Annotated in this window: 23 protein-coding genes; 3 read left to right on the top strand and 20 right to left on the bottom strand. The window is 52.1% G+C overall.

The window, feature by feature from the left end; genetic code table 11:
- Nucleotides 1-3: 3 nt before the first annotated feature.
- The 10 genes from NF347_RS02070 to NF347_RS02025 all read right to left on the bottom strand — a co-directional run bounded on the left by NF347_RS02070 (nt 4) and on the right by NF347_RS02025 (nt 7,421).
- Nucleotides 4-291 carry a DUF4133 domain-containing protein gene (locus tag NF347_RS02070; protein ID WP_107036325.1) on the bottom strand — a complete coding sequence of 96 codons (288 nt, stop codon included), beginning with the start codon at nt 289-291 and terminating at the stop codon, nt 4-6.
- A gap of 56 nt (nt 292-347) precedes the next feature.
- Nucleotides 348-704: a DUF4134 domain-containing protein gene (locus NF347_RS02065; RefSeq protein ID WP_107036388.1), complete on the bottom strand. Its 357-nt coding sequence runs from the start codon at nt 702-704 to the stop codon at nt 348-350.
- 107 nt (nt 705-811) lie between these two features.
- A complete protein-coding gene (locus tag NF347_RS02060) occupies nt 812-1,456 on the bottom strand; it encodes a hypothetical protein (protein ID WP_107036324.1) in 645 nt (214 codons plus the stop codon).
- Between the two features lie 11 nt (nt 1,457-1,467).
- Nucleotides 1,468-2,052: a MarR family transcriptional regulator gene (locus NF347_RS02055; protein WP_107036323.1), complete on the bottom strand. Its 585-nt coding sequence runs from the start codon at nt 2,050-2,052 to the stop codon at nt 1,468-1,470.
- Nucleotides 2,053-2,062: 10 nt separating this feature from the next.
- Nucleotides 2,063-2,536 (bottom strand): hypothetical protein, encoded by a 474-nt coding sequence (locus NF347_RS02050; protein ID WP_107036322.1) that lies wholly within the window; start codon nt 2,534-2,536, stop codon nt 2,063-2,065.
- Complete coding sequence (locus NF347_RS02045; protein WP_107036321.1) at nt 2,520-3,362, bottom strand: ParA family protein; 843 nt, start codon at nt 3,360-3,362, stop codon at nt 2,520-2,522. The genes NF347_RS02050 and NF347_RS02045 overlap by 17 nt, the downstream gene beginning before the upstream one ends.
- Before the next feature lie 181 nt (nt 3,363-3,543).
- Nucleotides 3,544-4,266, bottom strand: coding sequence for a hypothetical protein (locus tag NF347_RS02040; protein WP_107036320.1), 723 nt, complete (start codon nt 4,264-4,266; stop codon nt 3,544-3,546).
- A gap of 378 nt (nt 4,267-4,644) precedes the next feature.
- Nucleotides 4,645-5,715, bottom strand: coding sequence for an IS110 family RNA-guided transposase (locus NF347_RS02035; RefSeq protein WP_055301324.1), 1,071 nt, complete (start codon nt 5,713-5,715; stop codon nt 4,645-4,647).
- A 140-nt stretch (nt 5,716-5,855) separates the two neighbouring features.
- Entirely contained in the window at nt 5,856-6,716 is an 861-nt protein-coding gene (locus NF347_RS02030; RefSeq protein ID WP_107036137.1) for a relaxase/mobilization nuclease domain-containing protein, read from the bottom strand.
- A 309-nt stretch (nt 6,717-7,025) separates the two neighbouring features.
- Nucleotides 7,026-7,421: a hypothetical protein gene (locus NF347_RS02025; RefSeq protein ID WP_107036138.1), complete on the bottom strand. Its 396-nt coding sequence runs from the start codon at nt 7,419-7,421 to the stop codon at nt 7,026-7,028.
- Between the two features lie 823 nt (nt 7,422-8,244).
- Between NF347_RS02025 and NF347_RS02020 the strand changes: the two genes are divergently transcribed.
- Nucleotides 8,245-8,481, top strand: a complete 237-nt coding sequence (locus NF347_RS02020) for a hypothetical protein (protein WP_133165414.1) — start codon at nt 8,245-8,247, stop codon at nt 8,479-8,481.
- 128 nt (nt 8,482-8,609) lie between these two features.
- Here NF347_RS02020 and NF347_RS02015 read toward each other — a convergent pair whose 3' ends face one another.
- Together NF347_RS02015 and ppdK are read right to left on the bottom strand one after the other, a co-directional pair.
- Nucleotides 8,610-10,106 carry a tyrosine-type recombinase/integrase gene (locus tag NF347_RS02015; protein WP_107036140.1) on the bottom strand — a complete coding sequence of 499 codons (1,497 nt, stop codon included), beginning with the start codon at nt 10,104-10,106 and terminating at the stop codon, nt 8,610-8,612.
- A 268-nt stretch (nt 10,107-10,374) separates the two neighbouring features.
- On the bottom strand, nt 10,375-13,089 hold the full coding sequence (gene ppdK, locus NF347_RS02010) for a pyruvate, phosphate dikinase (protein WP_107036141.1): 2,715 nt from the start codon (nt 13,087-13,089) through the stop codon (nt 10,375-10,377).
- Between the two features lie 248 nt (nt 13,090-13,337).
- On the opposite strand from ppdK, the gene rlmD reads away from it, so the two are divergent.
- Nucleotides 13,338-14,795 (top strand): 23S rRNA (uracil(1939)-C(5))-methyltransferase RlmD, encoded by a 1,458-nt coding sequence (gene rlmD / locus NF347_RS02005; RefSeq protein ID WP_107036142.1) that lies wholly within the window; start codon nt 13,338-13,340, stop codon nt 14,793-14,795.
- Here the strand turns inward: rlmD and NF347_RS02000 are convergent.
- The gene (locus NF347_RS02000; protein ID WP_107681305.1) at nt 14,744-15,208 is read right to left on the bottom strand and encodes a CYTH domain-containing protein; all 465 of its coding nucleotides are present in this window, start codon (nt 15,206-15,208) and stop codon (nt 14,744-14,746) included. The two genes, rlmD and NF347_RS02000, sit on opposite strands and share 52 nt — an antisense overlap.
- Before the next feature lie 45 nt (nt 15,209-15,253).
- On the opposite strand from NF347_RS02000, the gene NF347_RS01995 reads away from it, so the two are divergent.
- On the top strand, nt 15,254-16,081 hold the full coding sequence (locus tag NF347_RS01995; RefSeq protein WP_107681306.1) for a CvfB family protein: 828 nt from the start codon (nt 15,254-15,256) through the stop codon (nt 16,079-16,081).
- 5 nt (nt 16,082-16,086) lie between these two features.
- Here NF347_RS01995 and rsgA read toward each other — a convergent pair whose 3' ends face one another.
- The 7 genes from rsgA to NF347_RS01960 all read right to left on the bottom strand — a co-directional run bounded on the left by rsgA (nt 16,087) and on the right by NF347_RS01960 (nt 23,665).
- Entirely contained in the window at nt 16,087-17,025 is a 939-nt protein-coding gene (rsgA, locus tag NF347_RS01990; protein ID WP_107036145.1) for a ribosome small subunit-dependent GTPase A, read from the bottom strand.
- A 102-nt stretch (nt 17,026-17,127) separates the two neighbouring features.
- Nucleotides 17,128-17,337: a winged helix-turn-helix domain-containing protein gene (locus tag NF347_RS01985; RefSeq protein WP_107036146.1), complete on the bottom strand. Its 210-nt coding sequence runs from the start codon at nt 17,335-17,337 to the stop codon at nt 17,128-17,130.
- Between the two features lie 214 nt (nt 17,338-17,551).
- Complete coding sequence (locus tag NF347_RS01980) at nt 17,552-18,382, bottom strand: tetratricopeptide repeat protein (RefSeq protein WP_133165415.1); 831 nt, start codon at nt 18,380-18,382, stop codon at nt 17,552-17,554.
- A gap of 144 nt (nt 18,383-18,526) precedes the next feature.
- Nucleotides 18,527-20,230 carry an acyl-CoA dehydrogenase family protein gene (locus NF347_RS01975; RefSeq protein WP_107036148.1) on the bottom strand — a complete coding sequence of 568 codons (1,704 nt, stop codon included), beginning with the start codon at nt 20,228-20,230 and terminating at the stop codon, nt 18,527-18,529.
- Nucleotides 20,231-20,235: 5 nt separating this feature from the next.
- Entirely contained in the window at nt 20,236-21,264 is a 1,029-nt protein-coding gene (locus tag NF347_RS01970; RefSeq protein WP_107036149.1) for an electron transfer flavoprotein subunit alpha/FixB family protein, read from the bottom strand.
- 37 nt (nt 21,265-21,301) lie between these two features.
- Nucleotides 21,302-22,174 carry an electron transfer flavoprotein subunit beta/FixA family protein gene (locus tag NF347_RS01965; RefSeq protein WP_107036150.1) on the bottom strand — a complete coding sequence of 291 codons (873 nt, stop codon included), beginning with the start codon at nt 22,172-22,174 and terminating at the stop codon, nt 21,302-21,304.
- Between the two features lie 87 nt (nt 22,175-22,261).
- The gene (locus NF347_RS01960) at nt 22,262-23,665 is read right to left on the bottom strand and encodes an amidophosphoribosyltransferase (protein WP_107036151.1); all 1,404 of its coding nucleotides are present in this window, start codon (nt 23,663-23,665) and stop codon (nt 22,262-22,264) included.
- Nucleotides 23,666-23,708: the final 43 nt, after the last annotated feature.

The raw sequence follows: 23,708 nt of genomic DNA, 5'->3' as shown, positions 1-23,708 counted from the left end.
GTGTTATCGTTTGAAAATGTTTTTGTAGATGAAAATTCCGTTGTCACGGCGCTTGTTGTGCAGACCGCCGCGCTGCTTGATGAAGATGGTCGCTATGCCGACCGCCGCCATAATGAGCATGGCAATGAACCCGGCAAGCTTGCCCAAGACTATCGAGAATACAATGAACCCGACGAATGATACACCAATCGCGGCAGCGGCCAGCATAAGGAAACGTCCTCGGATTCCCATAAACTCCAGTGGTTTCTGTAACCCTTTGAAAACAGGGTAGCCATTGAGATTCATCGCCACTTTACTCAATTATGAATTCTTAATGCGTAATGCTTAATTGTCTGTATAGTTGTGCATTACTTAAAGAAAAGCGGTAATGCCTCGCTCAGAGCGATAAAGGCGATACAGCCGCCGATGGTGAGCATGATGGTCTTTTTCACATCCTGGTCGCCGTTGCTCATTTTGAAATAAACATTAAAAGCGCCGACGAGCGCGATGACGGCTGCTATTGCCTTCATCAGATTGGAGACCGGTGTCTGGTAGGACGATATTTCGGTGGTGGCCTTGGTGAAACCTGCGGCACCCTTGCTTGATGCCATCATGTCGCCTACCGTGAGGGTGAGGGCGCCGAGCGCGAGCACACCCTTGCGGGCGAAGCCTGAGTTCTTGAAACGGGCTGCTGCACGGAGGCAGCGTTTTTTGATTTTCTGCATATTGAAGTTTGTTGGATGTTCATAAATGGGCATTCAAGGCAACGTCGTTCAATAAAGGCAGCGGTGTTCGATAAAGGCAACGGGAGGAGAGGGGATAGAGTCGGTGTTCAAGTGGACTCACATTTGTATGCGAAATTCTGCAAGTCGGAAGGGATTCCGTTGGATTGAGCCTCAATCAAGGAAACAAGGTCATCCGCAGGAATACCATTGGTCATTACCGGCCCACGAAGAGGCTTTTTCCTTTGAGTCGATGGCTGTGGACCGGATGATGGAGAAGGTTCGGAATGAGATACCTGTTCGTTCGCTGATTTCGAATGTTCCTTGCGATGCTCGGCAATAACTTCATCGGGGATTTTGTATGCTTCAGGGTCGAATGGGTCTGTCTTTGTCTCCGGCGTTTCATCTGCCTTCTCTTTGTCTTGCACAGGCTCGTTGTCCTTAGGAACTTCCGGTCTCTTTTCCTCATTCTTCGAGGGTGCGTCGGTATTGGCTTTATCCTTATTCTTGTCTTCTGTCTCGTTCCTTGGGGATTCGGCCGATGCAGGTACGACAGGCTTCTTTGGATCGTCGCGCCTTATGCGGATAGGCTGGAAAGTGGCGGCTTCGTCAGAAATGTCGATTTCCTCCTCGGTGTTTTTTTCCTTCTCGGCCTCTTTTTCGAGTCTGGCTTTGTATAAGTCCATCGCTATCATTGCCGCGTAGTACAGAATCAGCAGTACGAGCAGCAGGGGGAATATGTCTCCGAATTTCATGCTGTGTGGTGTTATATTGCGTTGACTAATGGTTCTTCCTCATACGGCCACGGGGCGAAACGCAGACCGTGACGTGAGGCTATGTTCTCCTTGTTCAGATTGCGGCAGTCCTCGGATTTGAAATACAGGATGTTTGCCATCCTCTCCACGATATATCCCGCCGCTTTAAGCTCGGCACGAAGCCTGATTCTCCTGCGGTTGGTCACGACCTTTATGCGTGTAACCGGGTCAAAGCCGAATATGACACGCCGTTTCTCGCGCTTGACCATATCCTTGCGGACACGCGAACGGATGTGCCTGTTTTCCTTCCGGGTACGTCTAAGCCCCAGCTTCCCGGCAATTCTTGCCACTGTAGTTTTGGTAGCCCCGATCATGTCAGCGATTTCTGCGAATGAATGGCTGTCGAAGTTGTTACGTACTACCGTGGCCTTGTCGAGCCATTCCACGTTCATTCCCTTGACAATACCGAATTTGCGGGCCTTGACCTTTATGGTTGTCCGGCTGAAACCGATAATCTCGGCTGTCCGCTCGATTGTTTCGACCGGATAAAGCTCACGTAGCATTTCAGTATGGGAGTCAGTCCATTGTCTTTTCATATCACAGGTCTTATATAGTTTCAAAAAAGCTTTTCCTCGCACGGCGCAGTTGGAGCAGACGCTCCTTGTTGCGAAGAAGGAATCCGCGCATTACGGCGCTTACGATGTCGGGACGGCTCGAACCGTTGATGTCGAGTTCGTAAAGAGCGTCGGCTATATCGTTGTCGAGGCGGCAGTAAGTGCGGTTCTCACGACAGCCCCGTGATTCATAGTTACGGAGATTCTCCATGAAGGATTCCCATTCGTCTGTTTCCTCCATGTCTGGGCCGTGGGAGCTTTCTGCTGTCTCTGCTTCAGAGGCTGTCGGCTCCTCCCCGTTATTTGCGATTATATTACAGGCTTCCGTAAAATCACTGTCAGCCTCCTGTATCGGTTCTTTCTTTGTCTCGGGAGCCGAGGATTCTGTCTTTGGTCTCAACACGGTCTTGCGTGTGAAGCCGGGAACGGGTGTCGTGGCCTGGGTAGTATTATTCTGGTTTTCCATCTGTGGTTGTATTATTGTCGGTTTCAAAATTCAGGTCGGAAGGTGCGTCCGTATCCGTAAGTTCGGGTATCATCTCTGTGATGACCGGTTTCTCAGTGGTCTTCTGTTCTATGGTGGACTTCGCAGACATGCGGAATTGTTCGAGACTGCCGAAGATGTCAAGATACAGTTTGTCGAAGGCCGGAGTGACGAGTTTCAACTGCTGGTCGAGCGGCATTACGGTGCTTATTCTTTCCATCGAGGACACCCTTGAAATTTTTGGAGTGACGATACCGTATCTGCTGAAAATATCGCGGGCTTCCTCCCAAAGCATCAGCTCGCTTCTTGTTCCGATTCTGCCGTCATGGAGATTGGGTATGAGGTAGAGCCTCGCTCTCATTTCCTGACCAAGAGTGCGCTTCATCATGTCAAGGCACATGATGAAGGTAGACGTAGAGGAGAGCGTCATCTTGTCATAGTGGAAAGGAGTTACAATCAGGTCGGAGTTCTGAAGAATAAGCTTGTTGGGTTCGTTCAGTACAAGGCCGGGGGTATCAATGAGCGTGACTTCATAATCCTGATTCCCGAAAATTTTCTCCACCATGTCATAGACTTCTTCGGCGTTGCTGACTCTTTCCGGATCAGCCAGGAACTGTATCGCTTCCTCTCCATAGCGGTCTATGTCGGCCTTGCGCCGTCTGACAACCGACATCTGACGGTCACAGTCGAGTATACGGACCTTTACGCCCTTTGCCACAAGGTAATGGGCAAAGAGCACGCACAGGGTTGTCTTCCCGACGCCTCCTTTTTGGTTGGCGAATGTGACTATGACTGGAAACTGTATCATACAGGCGTGTTTATTTTTATTTTTCACAAAATTACCAAGGGCGGAAGGCGGGAAACGAAATGCACAACATTAATCATGTATTTTAGAGACATCATTCATGAACTTAAGAGGCATAATTCTTAGAAACATATTACAACCGTCCGGAAGTGTTACGTGAGAAAGTCCGCGACCTCCATAATCGCTACATCTTCAATGTGCGGCCATCGTCAATATCATCGTAGTCGGGCTTCTTGCCGACCTCCCATTCGCGGTTGGAATCCGAGGCACCGCCTCCGGCATCTTGCAAAGGACGGATGCCGGACTTCTTGGGCTGAGACTGATGTTCCTTTGGTTTCTGAACAGTTGGCTGCTCTTTCTTTTGAGGTTTGTAGTCGAGTCTTGTCAGGTCGAAGCCCTCGGCCCTGAGGTCAATGATGATATATTCGTTGAAGTTTACAGCAAGAATATCTCCGGATTCAGTGCGATGGATCTGAAAACCGGATTCCCTGATTGCACTTTTCAAATCCTTGTAATCAAGTGTAGTATTATCGAAGATACCGCGAAGCTGATTCACAGCCCGGGCTGCACTCGGTTTTCTCTCGGACATGAGGGAAATGAGGTCTCTGCGCTCCACCTTATATATTTGGCATAGGCGGTTAAGTTCAGCTTCGATGACCGCCCCGAAACTCTCGATTCTGTCGATTCTGTCATTCCGGAGAATTGTCTCAGCCAACAGTGGATTGAGATTCCGGCTCTCATCTCCATAATAGAGAACACCTCTTTTTATATAGGCGTGTGAGCGACGCAGCTTTTCGTTGATGTCGAAGGTCGTTGCCTTCGGATTAGCAGCAAGAACGCTGTCGATGAAAGCATCTATGCGATCCAAACGTTCCTCCGCGGTGGCGAAGTCGAGCAACAGCTCCATTTTGAGAACATGCCCTCCATGTAGCACCTCCTTCTATGTTGTATTCCAAAATTCTCGTTGAGATTTAGAAAAGATTAACGTTAAAAATCAATTGCTTATGTTTCTGTGCCGATTGTGTAGGCACAAAAGAGTCATGATCGAGGCCTCTGCCCCAATCAAATAACCGGCAATCGGTTAGAGCCCGAAATGCCTTGTAGTAAAAAAAGTCCTATCAGGCAAACTTCTATCAGTCACGCCCCATCGGGCTGACAGTTTACTTATTCAGCATAATAGGAAAGACGCCACAACCTTTCTTTTAGATGCAGCCAAGGCTCATCAAGGAGGCGAGAGTAGCCGTCTTACTGTATTTGCCTATAAGACTTTTGTGTGTCGCATTATCTAACGGCATTCATATCTGCGGTTTGATTTCAGTACGGAAAATATTATGTTGGAGAGCTTGCGGGCTATCCGGATTATGGCTTCCTGCGACTTCATTCCGCGGGTGCACAATGCGCCGAACTTTGCGGAGAGTTCCGCGTCGTGCCGTATGGCTATCCATGAGGCCTCGACTATTTTTGGACCGAGGAATTTGTTTCCCCGGAAAGTCTTCTCACCGACGTATTCCTTGTCGCCGCTTGATGACATCATCGGCACGAGTCCGAGGAACGATGCGAACTGGCGCTGGTTACTGAAGCGACCGATGTCATCAATCTCGGTAAGCAGGCTCATGGCAATTGTCGAACCAATGCCGGGAACCGACATCAGGATGCCGTATTTCTCGGCATACCTGTCGCTGCGCGCCAGCGAGCGCAATCTGCGGTTCACATCAAGGAGGCGTTCCCTGTAATGGAGTACCTCGGCAATGAGCAGGTCAAGCGAGACCCGGGTGTCGGAGAGCAACCGCACGTCATTCTGCAACCACGTTATGAAACTTCTTGTCCAGTGGCGGTTGCTTCGGAAATATTCTTCGGGGTACTCCACGCCGTTGTTGTACAGCAGATGCTTGATTCTGGATTTTATGCCGCCGGAAAGCTTCACAATAGTGGCGCGGTGGCGTACCAGCGCACGGTCGTCGAGGCTGTCCTTCGAGTGAATGTACACACTGCCGAGCTCGCCGCGCATAAGGGCTTTGGCCAGCTTTTTTGAATCCACCGGGTCTGACTTCGAGACCTTTTCCTTCTGGGTGGTCGGAACGTCAGCAGCATGTACCACGGTGCATTTTATACCAAGCTCAGTCAGGGCATAATAGGTCGAGAAGCCCGAAAACCCCGTCTCGTAGGCTGCATGGTAGCTACCGTTAGGATAATGCTTGTTCAAATGTTCAAAGAGCTCTTTGGCCGAAGCCTTTTGAGTATGAGTGCGCATAAACCCAGAGGGGGTGAGCACCGTGACACTCCATGTTCTCAGATGGACGTCAATACCAATAGAGATATTTTGTCCGCTGAAATCTTTTTTGTTACTTTGTACCATAGACGTATCGGTTTTGCTGTTAATGTATTTTGCTTTTACAAATTTACATGCAATTGCCCTTACGTCTATCTTTTCTCCTCACTCCTCTCGGGGGAAAGCCTTAGCGGCAAGGGGGCAGACAGCCCCCGTTGAGCGCCCCGTCAGCTAATCTGATGCAAACATAGTGACTTTCTATTATGGTCGATAATGATATATCCATAAGGCTTGTCCTTTCGCCCGAAGAAAACAAGGTCGATGCCAAAGTTCTTCTTCAAGTCTGCCTGTAGTCCCTTTACATCGGTATTGACGTTACGATACTTCAACAGTAGAGCCTTTATCTCCCACTGTCGCTGACGGTTTCGTCTGCGCTCCGGGAAGGAATCTTCAATCTCAGAGACAGCAACCTTCATCTGGACGGTTCCCTGCCTCTTTATATATAATGTGTCGTCCTTGACATAGCTCTCATACCCGAGGGAGGAGAGGAGAGCCTTGAACTGTGCCATCGAGGTGTAGCAGTAACCCTTGGCTTTTTCCAAATCCTTCTCTGTTTTCTTCCGTGCGTCCTGGCCGAGAATCCTGTCGATTGCCCTTTGAGAGCGTATCCGCTCCTGACTGTCGTTAATCTTGGTTCCGTCCGGCGCGACCCTTGATGTGACGATGTGAATGTGATTGTTTTCCGTATCGCGGTGGGCATATACGAGCAACGGCTGACCCTCCTGACCATACCCCATCTCTTTGAGATAGGCGTGGGCGAAGTCGAGCAACTCGTCTTCTGTCATTTCCTTCCCTTTGCAGGATATTGCAAGATGAAATTGGGTCTGACGGATCCGCCCGTTCCGTTCTGAATAGGTCTGGAGATAAGAGCGCAGCTCTTCAGGAGCAGGCTTACCGAAGCTGTCTATGTCTTCGAGAATCCCGAAGTTCTTTATCTCGATAAGACGAGCCGTGCCTTTGGCAACCTTGCGCTCGTTGTAAAGAACGGCATGGAAGTTGGGACTGCCGGGAAGGATTGTTGCAATCATGGTTCGTGAAATGTTGTACTTTGATTTATTACCCTTTGAATTATGGGGTATGAATCATATATTTCTTCATTACGACTGATGTGTTTTGGTTCCACGTCTTGTGGCGATATGGCTCTATGGGCTATAACTCATAAAATCATGTTGCACGATTTTTCAAGCATGAAGCCTGAATTTATAAATGAATATCTCTTGTGCCATGAAGTTTATACCCTTGAATAATACTTCATGCAATGCAGCGACAAGAATCATATTTCACAAAATTCTACATCACGTCCCGGAACATCATAATTTATGGACTATGGTGCGATATTATTTGCCCCGATGAAGTAATGTGGCTTGTTTCGTTACGTCAAGAAGTGCGCTTCTGATGGCTGAAACTGTGCCCTCGATACCGCGTACCGCAGGAATGACTGTTTTCTCCAGATACGACTTACTCAGCAGACCTGCAACGGCAAGTTCGTTGGCTCTCTTGACCACCTGATTGAGATTGGCGGACAGATGGAACAGCTCGTTGTGATACTCGCGATATAGCTTGCCAAGCTCATTGATCAGCTCCAGCCGTCGTTTGGCATCTGTGTCTGAAAACTCTGCTACGGCATCCCGTATATACTGACTGACAGAGCGGTAGCCCTTTGATTTCTCCCTGATAAACTGCGCCTCGGCTTCCGTAAGGCGTAGTTCGATTCTCTTGATTCTACGGTTCATTTTGACTGTGATTGCTGTTTACAGTGGGCCATATCCATCGGATTCTCGCCGGAGGCGAAACAGAGGCGGCAGCCTCCACCGCCGCGTAGCGGTCGGCAAGTGGCTTTTCAGAGGGCGAAATCCGGCAGGATTTTGTACGGCGAAAAGCACAACTTGCTTCCCAAAAACTGTAGAAAACGGCATATGCCCACAAGGTTCTCAGGAGCAAATCTACCGATTCCGGCCTGCTCCCATGGAAATGCACAACACTTTTCTCAAAAGACCGCGAGGCATGATTTATACTTCATACATAATGCCTTGTCGCAATATGAACATTCACATAATGTTTCAAGTGTCACCGGGATATAACCCAATACCACGAAACTTTATGCGATATGATACGATGGACTTTGAATCATATCCCATAGGATAATACATCATTTTGCATATATCAAAATCTCACATATTATCGTATGGAATTTAGCGATGCGCAAAATCACGTTTCATGGAACATGAGTTAATGTGGTAATGTCGCATGAGCCTTGATTCGATGATTTATAACTTAAATGACGGGGATTTGAAAATCATAATCTTTAAAGCATGGTGTTTTATGTATCAATTCATGGCATTTGTTTTGACGGTGCATAAGGGAATAAAAGAGCTTTCGTAAGCCTCTAAATTCACTCAATAGGATGCAATATCATTGTTGAAACGAGAATGTCAGCGCCAATAAATTAATCACTTGATTTCGTGTGATTTATTGACTTGAAAATTTGTTCAACTCGCTGATTTTTAGTATATTTGCATGAGGGATACTCCCTCGGAAACCATAAAGAATACGATTATGCCCGAGCTTCTATTATTCATATATCTCACTCTTTTCAACCTGCTGTTCAAGGGTGTCTGCTGGATAGTATTGACGCTGTTCCGCATTGCGCTCTTCATATTCCGTTGGACGATAGAAATTATAATCTATGCCATCCGCTTCCTTTATCGTCAGCTTTCCAAGGTGGCTGCATGGGGATGGAGAAAGGGATTTACGCACTATCGCACCCGGTATTCTCGGCAGTTGACACCGTAAGACTACGACTTTAGGGAAATAAAAAAACCATGCCAGTCAATACGACCGGCACGGCAGGCAAGGAGATGTTTTGGGTCTGTTCCCTAATGTGGAGTTTTGAAGCTCGCTCTCACTCGGGCTTGGCAGGTTCAGAAGCCTTTTCCTTTGGTTCGCTCGTAAACCACCTCTTTCTGTGAATCGCAGTTGGTGATTCGGAACTGTACGGCGCAGCCTTCCGGAATATCGTCAGGGAACTGGGCTGCGAGAGCCTTGATTATTGAATCGACTGTGCCGAAGCCTATGTCTGTAAGTTCAGCGATGACTTTGCCTTTGAAGTAGGCACGTCCATATATCATCATCTTCTTTGATATACGGAAGAGCTTGTCTTCTGTTTCCTCAAAGTCCTTGGCTTTTCCCTGCTTGCTCTTTTGGTCACTGAAGAAAACGAACTCGATGACCTTGGCGTTGAGCCGCCATGCAGGAGAATAGTCGAGTTTGACGTAGCCTCGGGTCACTCTGAAACCGTGGCTATGGTTCATGCCGAACGCTACCTCGAACAGATTCGCGTCACAGTCGTTCTGGGCTATGGTAGCCCATGTGTGACGGAACGTATAGCCGCTGTATTTCTTGTCCTTGTCGGTTATGCCCATATCCGTACAAATCTTCTTTATTCCGGAATTGACGTTGGCATTGAAGCTGTCGGAATCGCAGTATCGCTGATGGAAGATGAAGAGATATTCGTCATCTTCTCCGGCGAGATACTTGTCGAATATAGGCTGGATGAACGGTTCGACGCGCATTTCCATATACGCCTCGTCGGAACGACTGTGGCGGGTCTTTGCTCGCTTGTAATGAAGGATGCCGTTGTAGTAGTCGACCTTCTTCATGTTGTAGAGATCAACTGTGTTGATGCCGCCGAGGCAAAGTACAAGTTTCGCCACGTCACGTCCGAACTCCGGCAGAGGGGACAGCATTTTTGATTTTGGCAGAGGACGGTTGAAGAACTCTCGACATTCCTCGGCACTGATTGCCTTTTGTTCAGCCTTGTCAGCCTTTGGGATGGAGACTTTCAACCATGGATTGAACTTGATACGGATTATCCCTTTCTCCTCATCGTTCAGTTCAAGGATAGCCGCCTTGAATATTTGACGGATGCAGACGGGGTACATTTCCTTGCAACGCGCCTTGTTCATGAGCGACTTTATCCACTTCTGGAGTACTGTTGAAGAAAGGAACGAAAACATGATTTGGTTGGTGCCGAGGTATCGTTCCAGACTCTGCACAGCCATCTTGTAGTTCTTGGCGTTGCGCTCGTGACCTGAATTGATCATTCGGTTGATGTGGAGCTTCGCGTAGTCTGTGAAACTCGCATCGCTCTCTTTCGTCTGTAGGAATGACACAACTTCCTGAACAGTCCAGATAGACGTATCCTGAAGATTGAGACGACGTGTATAGTCGGAGATGAGCTGAGTACAGTAGCGTAGTACTTCGTTGTCGCGAATTTCCTTGGTCTTGGTCACCGAGGAGGGTGCGACTAGTTTGTCGGTTTTGATATACCCGGGTTTTCTGTTTTGTATGACCCGGATGTAGACGGGATAGTACCCGTCTGAGCGTTGCTTCTGAACGCATGGTCTTAGGGTTGCCATAACTCTCTTGTTTGATATATGATTAATATTTGATGCCTGTGGGCTTTTTTTTATTAATCAGAGATTTACGGCTGATTAAACGCTCTAAACACCGCTCTAAACACGCTCTAAGCAGAGGGGGTAAAAAGTCTAAGCAATTTCTAAACATTTACGTTCAAACTGCTCGGAAAGCGTGTCGGAATGAGCTGGAGGTCTAAGAGTAAATTAGGCCGTAACCCCTGCAAAGCAAGGTGTTACGACCTAATTGTCTGGTTTCAGTTACTAAGGATTAATCCTCGATAGCAGCCTGCGCCGCAGCTACGCGGGCGATGGGCACGCGGAAGGGCGAGCAGCTGACGTAGTCCATGCCGAGCTTGGCACAGAACTTCACCGAAGAGGGTTCGCCACCATGCTCTCCGCAAATACCTACCTTGAGCTCGGGCTTCACCGAACGGCCTTTCTCTACGCCCATGCGGACGAGCTGTCCTACGCCTTCCTGATCGAGCACTTCGAAGGGATCGGTCTTGATGATGCCGTGCTCTTTGTAGAATTTGAGGAACTTGGGAGCGTCGTCGCGCGAGAATCCGAATGTCATCTGAGTGAGGTCGTTGGTACCGAACGAGAAGAAGTCGGCCACTGTGGCGATGTCGTTTGCGCACAGAGCTGCGCGGGGCACCTCGATCATTGTTCCTACCTTGTAGGGAACGCTCTGACCTTTTTCTTCAAACACCTTGGCTGCGGTGATGTTGATCACGTCGGCCTGATTCTGGATCTCCTTGAGCGAGCCTACCAGCGGGATCATGATTTCAGGATGAACGTCGATACCACGTGCCTTCACGGCGAGAGCGGCCTCTATGATGGCGCGGGTCTGCATTTCGGTGATCTCGGGATAGGTGATACCCAGACGGCAGCCGCGGTGACCGAGCATGGGGTTGAATTCCTCAAGCGAATCTACCTTGGCCTTGACCTCTTCGAGAGTCAGACCCATCTCTTCGGCCATGACTTTCTGGGTAGCGGTCTGATGAGGTACGAACTCGTGCAGCGGTGGATCAAGCAGACGGATGGTGACTCCATATCCGTCCATGGCTTCGAAGATACCCTCGAAGTCGCCACGCTGCATCGGGAGCAGCTTTGCGAGAGCCTGACGGCGTCCTTCGACATCGCTCGAAAGGATCATTTCGCGCACAGCCTTGATGCGGTCGCCTTCGAAGAACATGTGCTCCGTACGGCAGAGACCGATGCCCTGAGCGCCGAAGTGGCGTGCCTGCTTGGCATCGCGGGGCGAGTCGGCGTTGGTGCGCACGAGAGTCTTGGTATATTTAGCCGCGAGATTCATGATAGCGCCGAAGTCACCGTCGAGTTCGGGATCGGTGGTGGGCACCTGACCGTCATAGACGTCACCGGTCGATCCGTTGAGCGAGATCCAGTCGCCCTCGGCATAGGTCTTGCCGCCCATTTCCACAGTTTTTGCCTTATAGTCTATGCGGATCTCACCGGCACCGCTGACGCAGCACTTGCCCATGCCGCGTGCAACTACGGCCGCGTGCGATGTCATGCCGCCGCGCATGGTGAGAATGCCCTGAGCCACGGCCATGCCGCGGAGGTCTTCGGGCGATGTCTCGATACGCACGAGCACCACTTTCTTTTTCTTTTCAGCCCATGCCTCGGCATCGTCGGCAGAGAATACGATCTGGCCGGTAGCGGCACCCGGAGAAGCGGGCAGACCCTTTGCGGCCACTTTGGCTTTCTTAAGCGAAGTCTTGTCGAAGACGGGGTGGAGAAGCTCGTCGAGCTTCTGCGGCTCCATGCGGTTCAGCACGGTCTTTTCGTCGATCTCGCCTGCGCGGAGCAGATCCATGGCTATCTTCACCATGGCGGCGCCGGTGCGCTTGCCGTTGCGGGTCTGGAGCATCCAGAGCTTGCCGTCCTGAATGGTAAACTCCATGTCCTGCATGTCCTTGTAGTGGTCTTCGAGCTTATGTGCTATGTTGATGAGCTCGGCAGCGCATGCGGGCATCGACTCTTCGAGCGAAGGATATTTGGATGCGCGCTCCTCCTCGGATATGCCCTGCAGGGCAGCCCAGCGGCGCGAACCCTCGACGGTGATCTGCTGGGGAGTGCGTATGCCGGCGACGACATCCTCGCCCTGTGCGTTGATCAGATATTCGCCGTTGAACATATTCTCGCCGGTGGCTGCGTCGCGCGAGAATGCAACGCCAGTAGCCGAGTTGTTGCCCATATTGCCGTAGACCATAGCCTGTACGTTGACGGCTGTGCCCCACTCTTCGGGGATCTGGTTCATGCGGCGGTAGAGAATAGCACGCTCGTTCATCCAGCTGTCGAACACGGCGCAGATGCCGCCCCAGAGCTGATCCCACGCGCTATCGGGGAAGTCCTTGCCGGTGAATTCCTTCACCGCGCCCTTGAAGAGCTTTACCAGGCGCTGCAGATCGGCCACGTCGAGATCCGTGTCGAGCTTCACGCCCTTCTCTTCCTTCACCTTGTCCATGATCTCCTCGAAGGGATCGATATCGTTCTTGCTCTTGGGCTTCATGCCGAGCACCACGTCGCCGTACATCTGCACGAAACGACGGTAGCTGTCCCATGCGAAACGAGGGTTGCCGCTACGGGTGGCGAGCGACTCCACTGTCGCGTCGTTCATGCCCAGATTGAGCACGGTGTCCATCATACCGGGCATCGAGGCGCGTGCGCCCGAGCGTACCGACACGAGGAGAGGGTTGGAGGGATCGTCGAATTTCTTTCCTGTCAGCGTTTCGACATGTGCTATGGCGTCGCGTACTTCCTTGTCAAGGCGCTTCACCACTTCAGCCTTTCCATACTGAGTGTATTCGGTGCAGACTTCCGTCGTGATGGTGAAGCCCGGAGGCACGGGCATACCCAGCAGATTCATTTCGGCCAGATTGGCGCCTTTGCCGCCCAGGAGATTGCGCATCGAGGCTTCGCCTTCAGCTTTGCCGTCTCCAAACGTGTAGACTCTTTTCATTGGGTTGGGTTTTAAGATTAAATTGTTATTTTGCAATTTGAATTTTGATATTCTATCCGGTTTACAGACGACCCCGACATACTTCGGCGCCGTCCTGTGTTTGACATGGGAGAGTATGCAAATTTAGGAAAATTCCTTTATCCACGAAATATTTTTTTTGTCTTTTTATGGAAATATCCCTCTCCATCGGCCGCAGAGTCTGTTTTTTAGAGAATTTATGAGTAGCTTTGCAGAAATTTTAATTTATAATGGGACGCAAGAAAAAAGACCTGCCTCTGCTTGAGGGGGTGGAGATAACCGATGTGGCCGCCGAAGGCAATGCCTTGGCACGCATCGACGAGATGGTGGTTTTTGTGCCGTTCGGCGCTCCGGGCGATATCGCCGACATCAAGATCGACCGACGTAAACGCCACTATGCCGAAGGCCATATAGAACGCATAGTCAAGCCATCTCCCATACGTGAGGAGCCGCGATGCGAGCACTTCGGCGTGTGCGGGGGATGCCGTTGGCAACATCTGCCCTATTCCTATCAGCTCGAATGCAAACAGCGGCAGGTCAGTGACGCTCTGCAGCGTATCGCCAAAGTGAAACTGCCTGAGATCTCCCCGATACTCGGATCGGCGTGCCGCTGGGAATACCGCAACAAGATGGAATACACTTTTTCCAACCGCAAATGGCTGACATTCGACCAGCTGCGCAGCGGCGAAGAGGTACCCGACCGCGACGCGGCCGGATTCCACATACCGGGAGCGTTCGACAAGGTGCTCGACATCAACCGGTGTCATCTGCAGGACGATTTCACCAACCGACTTCGACTTTTTGTCAAGGACTACGGCAAACGCCATTCACTCCCCTTCTACGACCTCAGGGCACAGAACGGACTGCTGCGTACACTGATGGTGCGCATCGCATCCACAGGCCAGATCATGGCCGTGATGGTGACCGGAGCCGACGATCCGGAGCCGACGGCCGCGCTGATGGATGCCATTGCCGCGGAATTCCCTGAAATCACGTCGCTGATGCTCTGCGTCAACACCAAGCTCAACGACTCCATTGCCGACCAGGAGATACGCCTGTGGCGCGGCACTCCGTATATAGAGGAAGAGATGGAAGGACTGCGGTTCAGAGTCGGCCCCAAATCATTCTATCAGACCAACTCGCTTCAGGCCTACGAACTTTACAAAGTGGCCCGTGATTTTGCAGGGCTGACCGGCAGCGAGCTGGTTTATGATCTGTACACCGGCACCGGCACCATTGCCAACTTCGTCGCCCGACAGGCATCGAAAGTGGTAGGAATAGAATACGTGGCCGACGCAATAGCCGATGCCCAGCTCAACTCGCAGGTCAACGGCATAGACAACACGCTATTCTTCGCCGGCGACATGAAAGATGTGCTCACCGACACCTTCATCGCCGAGCACGGGCGTCCCGACGTGATGATAGTGGATCCGCCCCGCGCCGGAATGCACGCCGATGTGGTCGACGTCATACTGCGGGCCGAACCACGACGCATCGTCTATGTCAGCTGCAATCCTGCCACACAGGCCCGCGATCTGGCTCTGCTCGACACCAAATACGAGGTCACAGCCGTTCAGCCGGTCGACATGTTCCCCCACACGCATCACGTGGAGAACGTTGTGCGCCTCGATCTGCGTCAATCGATCGGGTCGACCTTGCCAAGCGAAGCTGCGAGCGAGGAATTGTAATAATACGGATCGCCCGTCACTTCGCGTCCGATGAAAGCGGGCAGATCCACCTCCTCGTCCACGCTGTCGAGTTCTATCTCGGCCACCGTCAGCGGAGCAAGCGCCCCATGATACTCGTCGATCTCCCATCGGCCCACACGCCAGCGGGTCTTCTGCAGAGGCACAGTCAGCGCACAACACTCTATCATGGCCTCGGCATCGGCCACCGGCACCTGGTATTCCCATTCATCGCGCTCCGCGCCATGATTGATACCCTTGACCGTCAGCCACGCACGATCGCCCGCCGTCCGGACTCTCACTGTCGATTCAGGCCTGACCGACAGATAAGCCTGCGAGATCAGTTCGCTCGAATCGGCCAAAACCTTGTAGTCATCCGACACCACCAGAAATTTCCGCTCTATTTCCTTCGCCATAATCTGAATATTTATGGTTTATAAACAACGACAAAATTATATAAAATGATCAACATAGGAAAAACCAATACCCTAAAGGTGAGCCGCCTTGTAGAGTTCGGCGCATATCTCACCGACGACACGGCTGCCGATACGGAAATTCTGCTGCCACGGCGTTACGTCGACGAAAATCTACGCCCCGGCGACGAGATAGAGGTGTTTGTCTACAATGATTCGGAGGACCGCCCTGTGGCCACCACCGAGCGCCCTATAGCTCAGGTCGGAGAAGTGGCTGTGCTTGAAGTGGTGGGCACATGCCGCTATGGTGCGTTTCTCGACTGGGGGCTTCCGAAGGATCTGCTTGTGCCGTTCGGCGAACAGCGGGCACGCATGAAGATTGGCGGACATTATCCGGTGTTCATATATCTCGATGACGCATCCAAACGAATCGTCGCCTCAGCCCGTCTGGGCAAATTCTTAGGCAACCTGCTCCCCTCTTTTTCTCCCGGACAGGAAGTGGACGCGGTAGTCTACGAACGCACCGAGATCGGCTTCCGTTGTGCGGTCGACTCGCTTCATCAGGGAATGCTTTATTCCGACGAACTGTTCCGTCCGGTCAGCGTTGGCCAGAAACTTAAGGCTTACGTGAAGAATGTGCGTCCCGACGGACGCATCGATCTTTCGGCCGCACCCGATGCCAAGCATCGCACACGCCAGCTTGCCGACCGCATTGCAGCCACGATAGAGGCAGCCGGAGGACATATCGCTATCTCCGACGCATCATCGCCTGAATCGATACAAGCCGCATTCGAATGCAGCAAAAAAGATTTCAAGAAAGCTGTAGGCCATCTTCTGAAAACAGGCCGGGTCACCCGAGACATGTTCGGCGAATAAACCGGTCAGAAAGGCTTACGGTATTTGTCAGGGGCGGAGTCAGCCAAAATGCTCAGATATGAAGCATAACGGCTCTGGGATATAGTGCTATCTTCGAGAGCTTCCCTGACCGCGCAACCTGGTTCATGGGTATGGGTACAGTCGCCATATCTGCACCCCGACGAAGCCTTGAACATCTCGGGGAAATAATGCCCCACCTCGGCAGCGTCGAAATCAATAGTTCCGAAACCTTTGACCCCCGGAGTATCGATAATCGCACCGCCTCCAGGCAATGCGAACATTTCCGAGAAAGTGGTGGTGTGCATGCCGGTGTCATGCGTGGTCGAAATCTCCGCCGTCCGTAATTCCATGCCGGGAATCAGACAATTGATCAGCGAACTCTTGCCTACGCCTGAATTGCCCGAAAATAGCGAAGTCTTTCCGGCCATTGCCTCACGCAAGGCGTCAACACCCTCTCCCGTCAGAGTGGATGTATGCATCACCCTGTAGCCTATCGACCTGTACAGATAGCTCACGGCTTCGAGATACTCCTCGCGCTCAGCGTCATAGTGACACAGGTCGACTTTATTGATGACAAGAGTGGCCGGCACGGCATAAGCCTCGGCTGTGGCCAGAAATCGATCGATAAATGTTGTAGATGTGACTGGATGATACAATGTGGCCACCAGAAACGCCTCATCGACATTGGCCGCGATGATATGAGCCTCCTTCGAAAGGTTGCTCGCACGCCTTATTATGTAATTTTTCCGAGGCATGATAGCCGTGATAAACGGCATTGCGCCCGCATCGCCGTCAAGCTCCACGCGGTCACCGACAGCCACAGGATTTGTGGTGCGAATCCCCTTGAGCCTGAAATTGCCCTTTATCTTCGCCTGCACCTCGCAACCATCGTCGGTAGCCACGGTATAGAAGCTTCCCGTATTTCGTATTACGGTTCCTGTCATAATCAAAACATCTACAAAGAAGCTGCAGCGCCGGGCTTCAGTATGAGAAGACAGCGCTGCAGCCTCTTGTGTGGTTGATATCAATCACTCTGTCGATATAGCTCAATGAGCCAGAGTGATCAGAATCTCTTTATTGTCTTCGCTCTCCTCGAATTTGATTTTGTCCTCGCGGGCGAGCCATCCGAGAGCCGCGCAGATCTCCTTCTCCTTCAGTTTGGTGATCTTTTTGATCTGCTTGATGTCGAGTATGTCGGCCTCATTGAGTGCATTCCAGACCAGACCGGCCCAACATCCGATGGTTTCAGTGTTCATCTTTCTTAAATTTTTGTTATGGTAAAAAGTGCATCATAAGCAGTTATGCGCTGCAAAGTTACAAAAAATGTCTGAAATATTGTCTTTTACACACAACAAATATGCATTGCGAAAGGTTCGCACGCCATTCGCACGCCATTCCGGCTGTCGATTGTTCCGTCTATGGAACTTACCTATCCGGTCAACACCACTGCTCTGCCTGTCAGCTGCCATCCTACATCAGAGGCTCGGCTCTGCGCATCGGAATGCCAAGGCTGACGGCACGGCGCGCATCAGCTCTGGCATCTTCCGGCCTGTAACGCAGTCTGTTGAGCAGCGCCCGATAGAGATACAGCTCTCCATAGGCCGGATCAATCTCCAGCCCCTGCGCAATATCGTCGGCCGCCTCCAACAGGCTGCCGCTCATCATGTGGGCTATAGCCAGCGACGCATAATGCTCGGCTCGCGGACTCGCCTCCACTACCTTGCGCAGAGGGCTTACCGCCTGAGCGTAAAGCCCTCTGCTGGTCAGAAACGTCGCCTTGGCAAAATTGGTGCGGACATCATCCGGCGCCAGCAGTTCCAGACGCTGCAGTTCCGCAACAGAAGCCACCGAATCGCCAGCGCCTATCGTTGCCAGCACATGAAAATACAACGCGTCAACGTTCAAAGAATCAATCTCCAGCACACGTTCCCAGTCAGCAAGAGCATCGCTCTGACGTCCCATGGCCGAAAGCACTTTGGCACGGTTGGATATCAGCACCGTGGCATTCGGAGCCATCCGCAACGCGTCGTCGAGCGTCGACAGAGCCATAGAGTCATTGCCCTGATAAAACCTCACCATGCCGAGATTTGACATAAGCAGCACGTTGGACACATTGGCGGGTTCGAGTCTCATGGCTTTGAGAAACAGACTCTCGGCCAACGGCCAATCGGCCTTCGCGCAGGCGCTGTCGGCCTGCTCTACAATACGCAGATATGGTCCGTGGATATCGGCTGCGCCCTGAGCCAGAGCACCCATGACCATACAACCCGCGACGACAATAAAACATAACAGACGTTTCATGACGCGAATATAGCCACTCGTTGCATAACTACACACCGATACATCCGTAAAGATTGTTAAGAGCCGGACAATAAAAGGCGCTGTGCCAAATTCTAGGATTTGACACAGCGCCTGATTATGCGGATTGATACCTCCGGAAGGCGATTATTCTGCCTTGTAGAGGTCGATCTGTGCGGGATTGAAAGCGGCTATGAAGTCGGCGTGGCGAGCCACCTCGCTCTGCGCGAGCTTGCAGTAAACACCTGCCGAACGGCTGAAACCTTCGTTGCGGTTGGCATCGGAGAGCATCAGGTATCCCATGATGATATTGCCGGCCATCTCCACCATGCGGCGAGCCATGAAATCAGTATAAGTCGTATCGTTGACCGCTGTCACGGCAGACACAGCAGTTTCATACTGCGCTGTCAGACCGATCAGCACATCCTTGATCCACTGCAGATCCTCGCGCACGGCCTGAGCCTCATATTCGCGGATCATGGCAAGATAGTTGCCGGTGGTGACGTGGCGGATAGCTGCCACGACCTGAAGCTGCGTGGTGCCTTCGTAAATGGATGTGATGCGTGCGTCGCGATATACGCGCTCACAGGCATAGTCCTTCATGAAGCCCGAGCCGCCATGTATCTGGATGCAGTCGTAGGCATTCTGGTTGCAATACTCGCTGCCCATACCCTTCACAAGCGGAGTGCATGCGTCGGCAAGCTTGCTGTAATGCTTCATTTCCTTGCGCTCGTCGGCTGTGAGCGAACGCTCTTTTGCGATATCCTCATAGATCTTGTAGATATCCACGAAGCGGGCTGTCTCGTAAAGCAGCGCGCGCGACGCATCGAGCTTGGCCTTCATCACCGAAAGCATCTCTGCCACAGCGGGGAACTCGATGATAGCCTTGCCGAACTGCTTGCGGTCCTTGGCATACGCCAGAGCCTCGCGATAGGCACGTTCGCTGACGCCCACCGACTGAGCGGCGATACCCAGACGGGCGCCGTTCATCAGAGCCATCACATATTTGATCAGACCCATACGGCGTGAGCCAACGAGCTCGGCCGGAGCGTTCTTATAGGTAAGCTCGCATGTCGGCGAACCCTTGATACCCATCTTGTTCTCGATACGGCGCACATCCACGCCACCGTTGCGCTTGTCGTAGATAAACATCGACAGGCCGCGGCCGTCGCGGGTGCCCTCTTCCGAACGGGCAAGCACGAGGTGTATATCGCTGTCGCCATTGGTGATGAAACGCTTAACACCATTGAGCACCCAGCTGCCGTCGGGCTTCTGCGTGGCCTTGAGCATCACCGACTGGAGGTCGGATCCGGCATCAGGCTCGGTGAGGTCCATCGACATGGTTTCGCCCTGACATACGCGCGGTATATAGCGCTGCTTCTGATCCTCATCGGCAAATTCATAGATTGTTTCGGCGCAGTCCTGCAGTCCCCAGAGATTCTCGAAGCCTGTATCGGCACGGCTTACAATGTCAGCGGCCATGATATACGGAGTGATCGGGAAATTGAGTCCGCCCAGACGACGGGGCATAGCCATGCCCATCAGGCCGGCCTTGCGGCAGAGATCAAGATTCTCCTGTGTGCCGGGCGCATATATCACTCGTCCGTTCTCCACTTTCGGTCCGTCGTGATCCACTCCCTCGGCGTTGTCGGCGATAGTGCCGCCACAGATGTCGCCCACGATTTCCAGCACCTTGTCGTATGAATCCATCGCATCGGCGAAGTCCATCGGCGCATAGTCATATTTGGCGGCATCGGAATAGTTGCGTTCCTTGAGTTCGACGATCTTCTCCATCAACGGATGGTTGAGATGATGTCTGAGATCAGGATTATCGGTATAAAAATTAGCCATTTTGTTTACTTCGAGTTCTTTTTGTAGTACTTGATGAGTTTGGGCACGATCTCCTCGGCGTTGCCGGTTATCACATAGTCGGCGATAGTGTTGATGGGAGCCTCCGGATCGTTATTGATGGAGATGACCATAGCACTGTCCTGCATGCCGGCTATATGCTGTATCTGTCCGGATATACCGCAGGCGATATAGAGTTTCGGACGGACGGTGACACCGGTCTGTCCGATCTGACGGTCGTGGTCGACAAAGCCGGCGTCGACAGCCGCACGCGATGCACCGACCTCTCCGCCGAGAGTGTTGGCGAGATCGAAGAGAAGATCGAAGTTTTCCTTCGAACCCATGCCGTAACCTCCGGCAACGATGATGGGCGAATTCTTGATGTTGACCTTCGACTTTTCGATATGACGGTCGATGATCTCCACCACGTAGTCCTCGGGGCGGACATATTTCTTCACGTCGAGATTAACCACCTTGCCCCTATGGTTCTCATCATGGATCTGCTTCTTCATGACGCCCTCGCGCACTGTGGCCATCTGCGGACGGCAATCAGGATTGACGATCGTTGCCACGATGTTGCCGCCGAATGCCGGACGTATCTGGTATAGCAGGTTTTCGTAAGCCTTTCCGGTCTTGGGATCGGTGTGCGGGCCGATCTCAAGCGCTGTGCAGTCGGCGGTCAGACCGCTGTGGAGGCACGAGCTCACACGCGGACCCAGATCGCGGCCTATACAGGTGGCGCCCATGAGGCATACCTGAGGCTTGATCTCCTTGAACAGGTTGATGAGAGCCGAAGCGTGAGGATTGGAGGTATAGGGATAAAGCTTCTTATCCTCGAACTTATAGACCGTGTCGGCGCCATATTTGAAGATCTCTTTCTCCACATCGTGAAGCTTGTCGCCGATTACCACTGCCTCAAGCTTCACGCCGAGGTTGTTGGCGAGCTGTCGTCCCTTGGTCAGCAGCTCAAGGCTGACGTCGGCCACCTTGCCGTCGTCGTACTCGCAATATACTATGAGATTGTTGGTGTCTGCCATATTGTTTTCTTTGACATTTAGAGGTTAACGACCGGCATCAGCCTATCGTGTGATTGGCTAAAAGTTCCTTTATCAGACCTTCGAGCGACTCGTCGTCGTTGTCGAGCTTGCGGCTCTCCTTGGCTGTGAACACCACGTTGACGATATTCTTCACCTTGGTCGGAGAGCCGGGCATACCGATCTGCTCCGGATCAGCGTCGACGTCGGCTGCACTCCACTCGCGGATGGTCAGTTCCGGACGTTTGGCCACTATCTCCTTTATCTGTTCGGGCAGTTTGGACTGCTCCGACTGCGATGTAGCATATTTGAACCGCATCAGACGCATGGCGTTGCGCGGACGGCAGTCGGGCGCCGATCCGTTGACAGTCACCACGCATGGCAGCGGAGCCTTGACGGTTTCAACGCCGTTTTCCAGACGTCGCTTTACTATGATATGGCCATTGGCCACTTCGAGAATATCCTCGGCATATGTCACCTGAGGCAGACCGAGCTTCTCGGCTATCTGGGGGCCAACCTGAGCGGTGTCGCCGTCGATTGCCTGACGGCCGCCGAGGATCAGGTCGTAATTGCCGATCTTTTTCACAGCCTGGGCGAGCGAATAGGATGTGGCTAGAGTATCGGCGCCACCAAGCACACGGTCGGTCAGAACAATGCCGCCGTCGGCTCCGCGCATCATGGCCTCGCGGATTATCTCCGAGGCACGGGGAAGACCCATGGTAAGAAGAGTGACTGTGGTCCCGGGGTTGGCGTCCTTTATGCGGAGCGCCTGCTCAAGCGCGTTGAGATCCTCAGGGTTGAAGATGGCGGGGAGAGCGGCGCGGTTGATGGTGCCGTCCTCCTTCATTGCATCTTTGCCCACGTTGCGGGTGTCAGGCACCTGCTTTGCGAGCACAACGATGTTAAGGCTCATACTTTTTCTTATTATTGATAATTTCTAATTCAGGCTACAAAGATACTAATTTCAGCCGACAACGGCAAACCGCCGGAGCGTATCGGCTCAGTCGTGGCTGCTGCCGTCGAAACAATGGGTACAGATCTTGCACTTTGGCAATCCGATCGAGCTGACCACATTCTCTATCGAACTGAACTGAAGAGAATCTATGCCGAGCTGCTCGCGGATTGTCTCCACCATGCGACGGTATTTCTCGCTGCCGGTGGCTGCATATTCTTCGAGGTTACGATCGTGATCCCCCTCAAGCTCCTTGATCACACGACGGGTGATCAGCTCCAGTTCGCTTTTCGACGCAGTGAAGTTGAGGAAGCGGCAGGGATATATCAGGGGCGGACAGCTGATGCGCATGTGCACCTCGCGGGCGCCCGACTCATATAGATCGCTGACGTTGTCGCGGAGCTGCGTTCCCCTGACGATCGAGTCGTCGCAGAATATCACTTTGCGGTCGCGCAAAAGCGATTTGTTGGGGATAAGCTTCATCTTGGCCACCAGCTCGCGGCGCTCCTGTGTGCTCGGAGTGAAACTGCGTGGCCAGGTCGGAGTGTACTTGACGATACCGCGCTTGTAAGGCACCTTCTTGCCCTCGGCATAACCGAGAGCCATTCCTATGCCGGAGTCGGGAATAGCGCTGACGAAATCGGCATCGGTGTCATCGTCGCTGCCCATATTCTTGCCGCATTCGTAGCGCATTTCGTCTACGTTGCGTCCCTCATACTGGCACACCGGATAACCGTAATAGGTCCAGAGAAAGGCGCACACCTGCATCTCTTCTCCAGGAGCTTTGAGCTGCCGCATGCCTTCGGAGTCGAACTCCACGATCTCGCCTGGGCCGAGATCGCGCTCTATCCGGAAACCGAGATTGGGGAACGCGCAGCTTTCGGATGTAGCGGCAAAAGCCCCGTCCTTACGGCCGATGATTATAGGAGTACGGCCAAGACGGTCGCGGGCCGCTATTATACGGTCCTCAAGCAGCAGAAGCATGCTGCACGATCCCTTGACGCGGTTATATACGTTTTCTATACCGCTCACATAGTCGCTGCCCTCGCTTATGAGAGCCGCGATCATCTCAGTGGGATTGATTATATCGTAGCTGTGCTCGCAGAAGTGATGGCCTTTTTCAAGCAGTTCGCTCTCAAGCTCGCGGATATTGTTGATGCGGCCTACGGTCACGATGGCGAACTTGCCCAGATGACAGTTGACGATTATAGGCTGTGCATCCGTATCGCTTATCACGCCGATACCCTGACGGCCAGAAAATTCGTGCAGATCGCCTTCGAACTTCGTGCGGAAATATGAATTCTCTATATTGTGTATGGAGCGGCTGAACACACCATTGTTCACCGTCGCCATGCCGGCACGTTTGGTGCCCATGTGACTGTTGTAGTCAACGCCGTAAAAAAGCTCGCTGACACAGTCCGAACGTTTTGAGATTCCGAAAAAACCTCCCATATTCAATTTTTTAAGCAGGTGGTCCTGTGATCGGAATGATCAT

It is taken from the genome of Paramuribaculum intestinale, assembly GCF_030759015.1.
Taxonomy (GTDB): Bacteria; Bacteroidota; Bacteroidia; order Bacteroidales; family Muribaculaceae; genus Paramuribaculum; species Paramuribaculum intestinale.
This window is presented reverse-complemented; position numbering and strand designations above follow the sequence as displayed.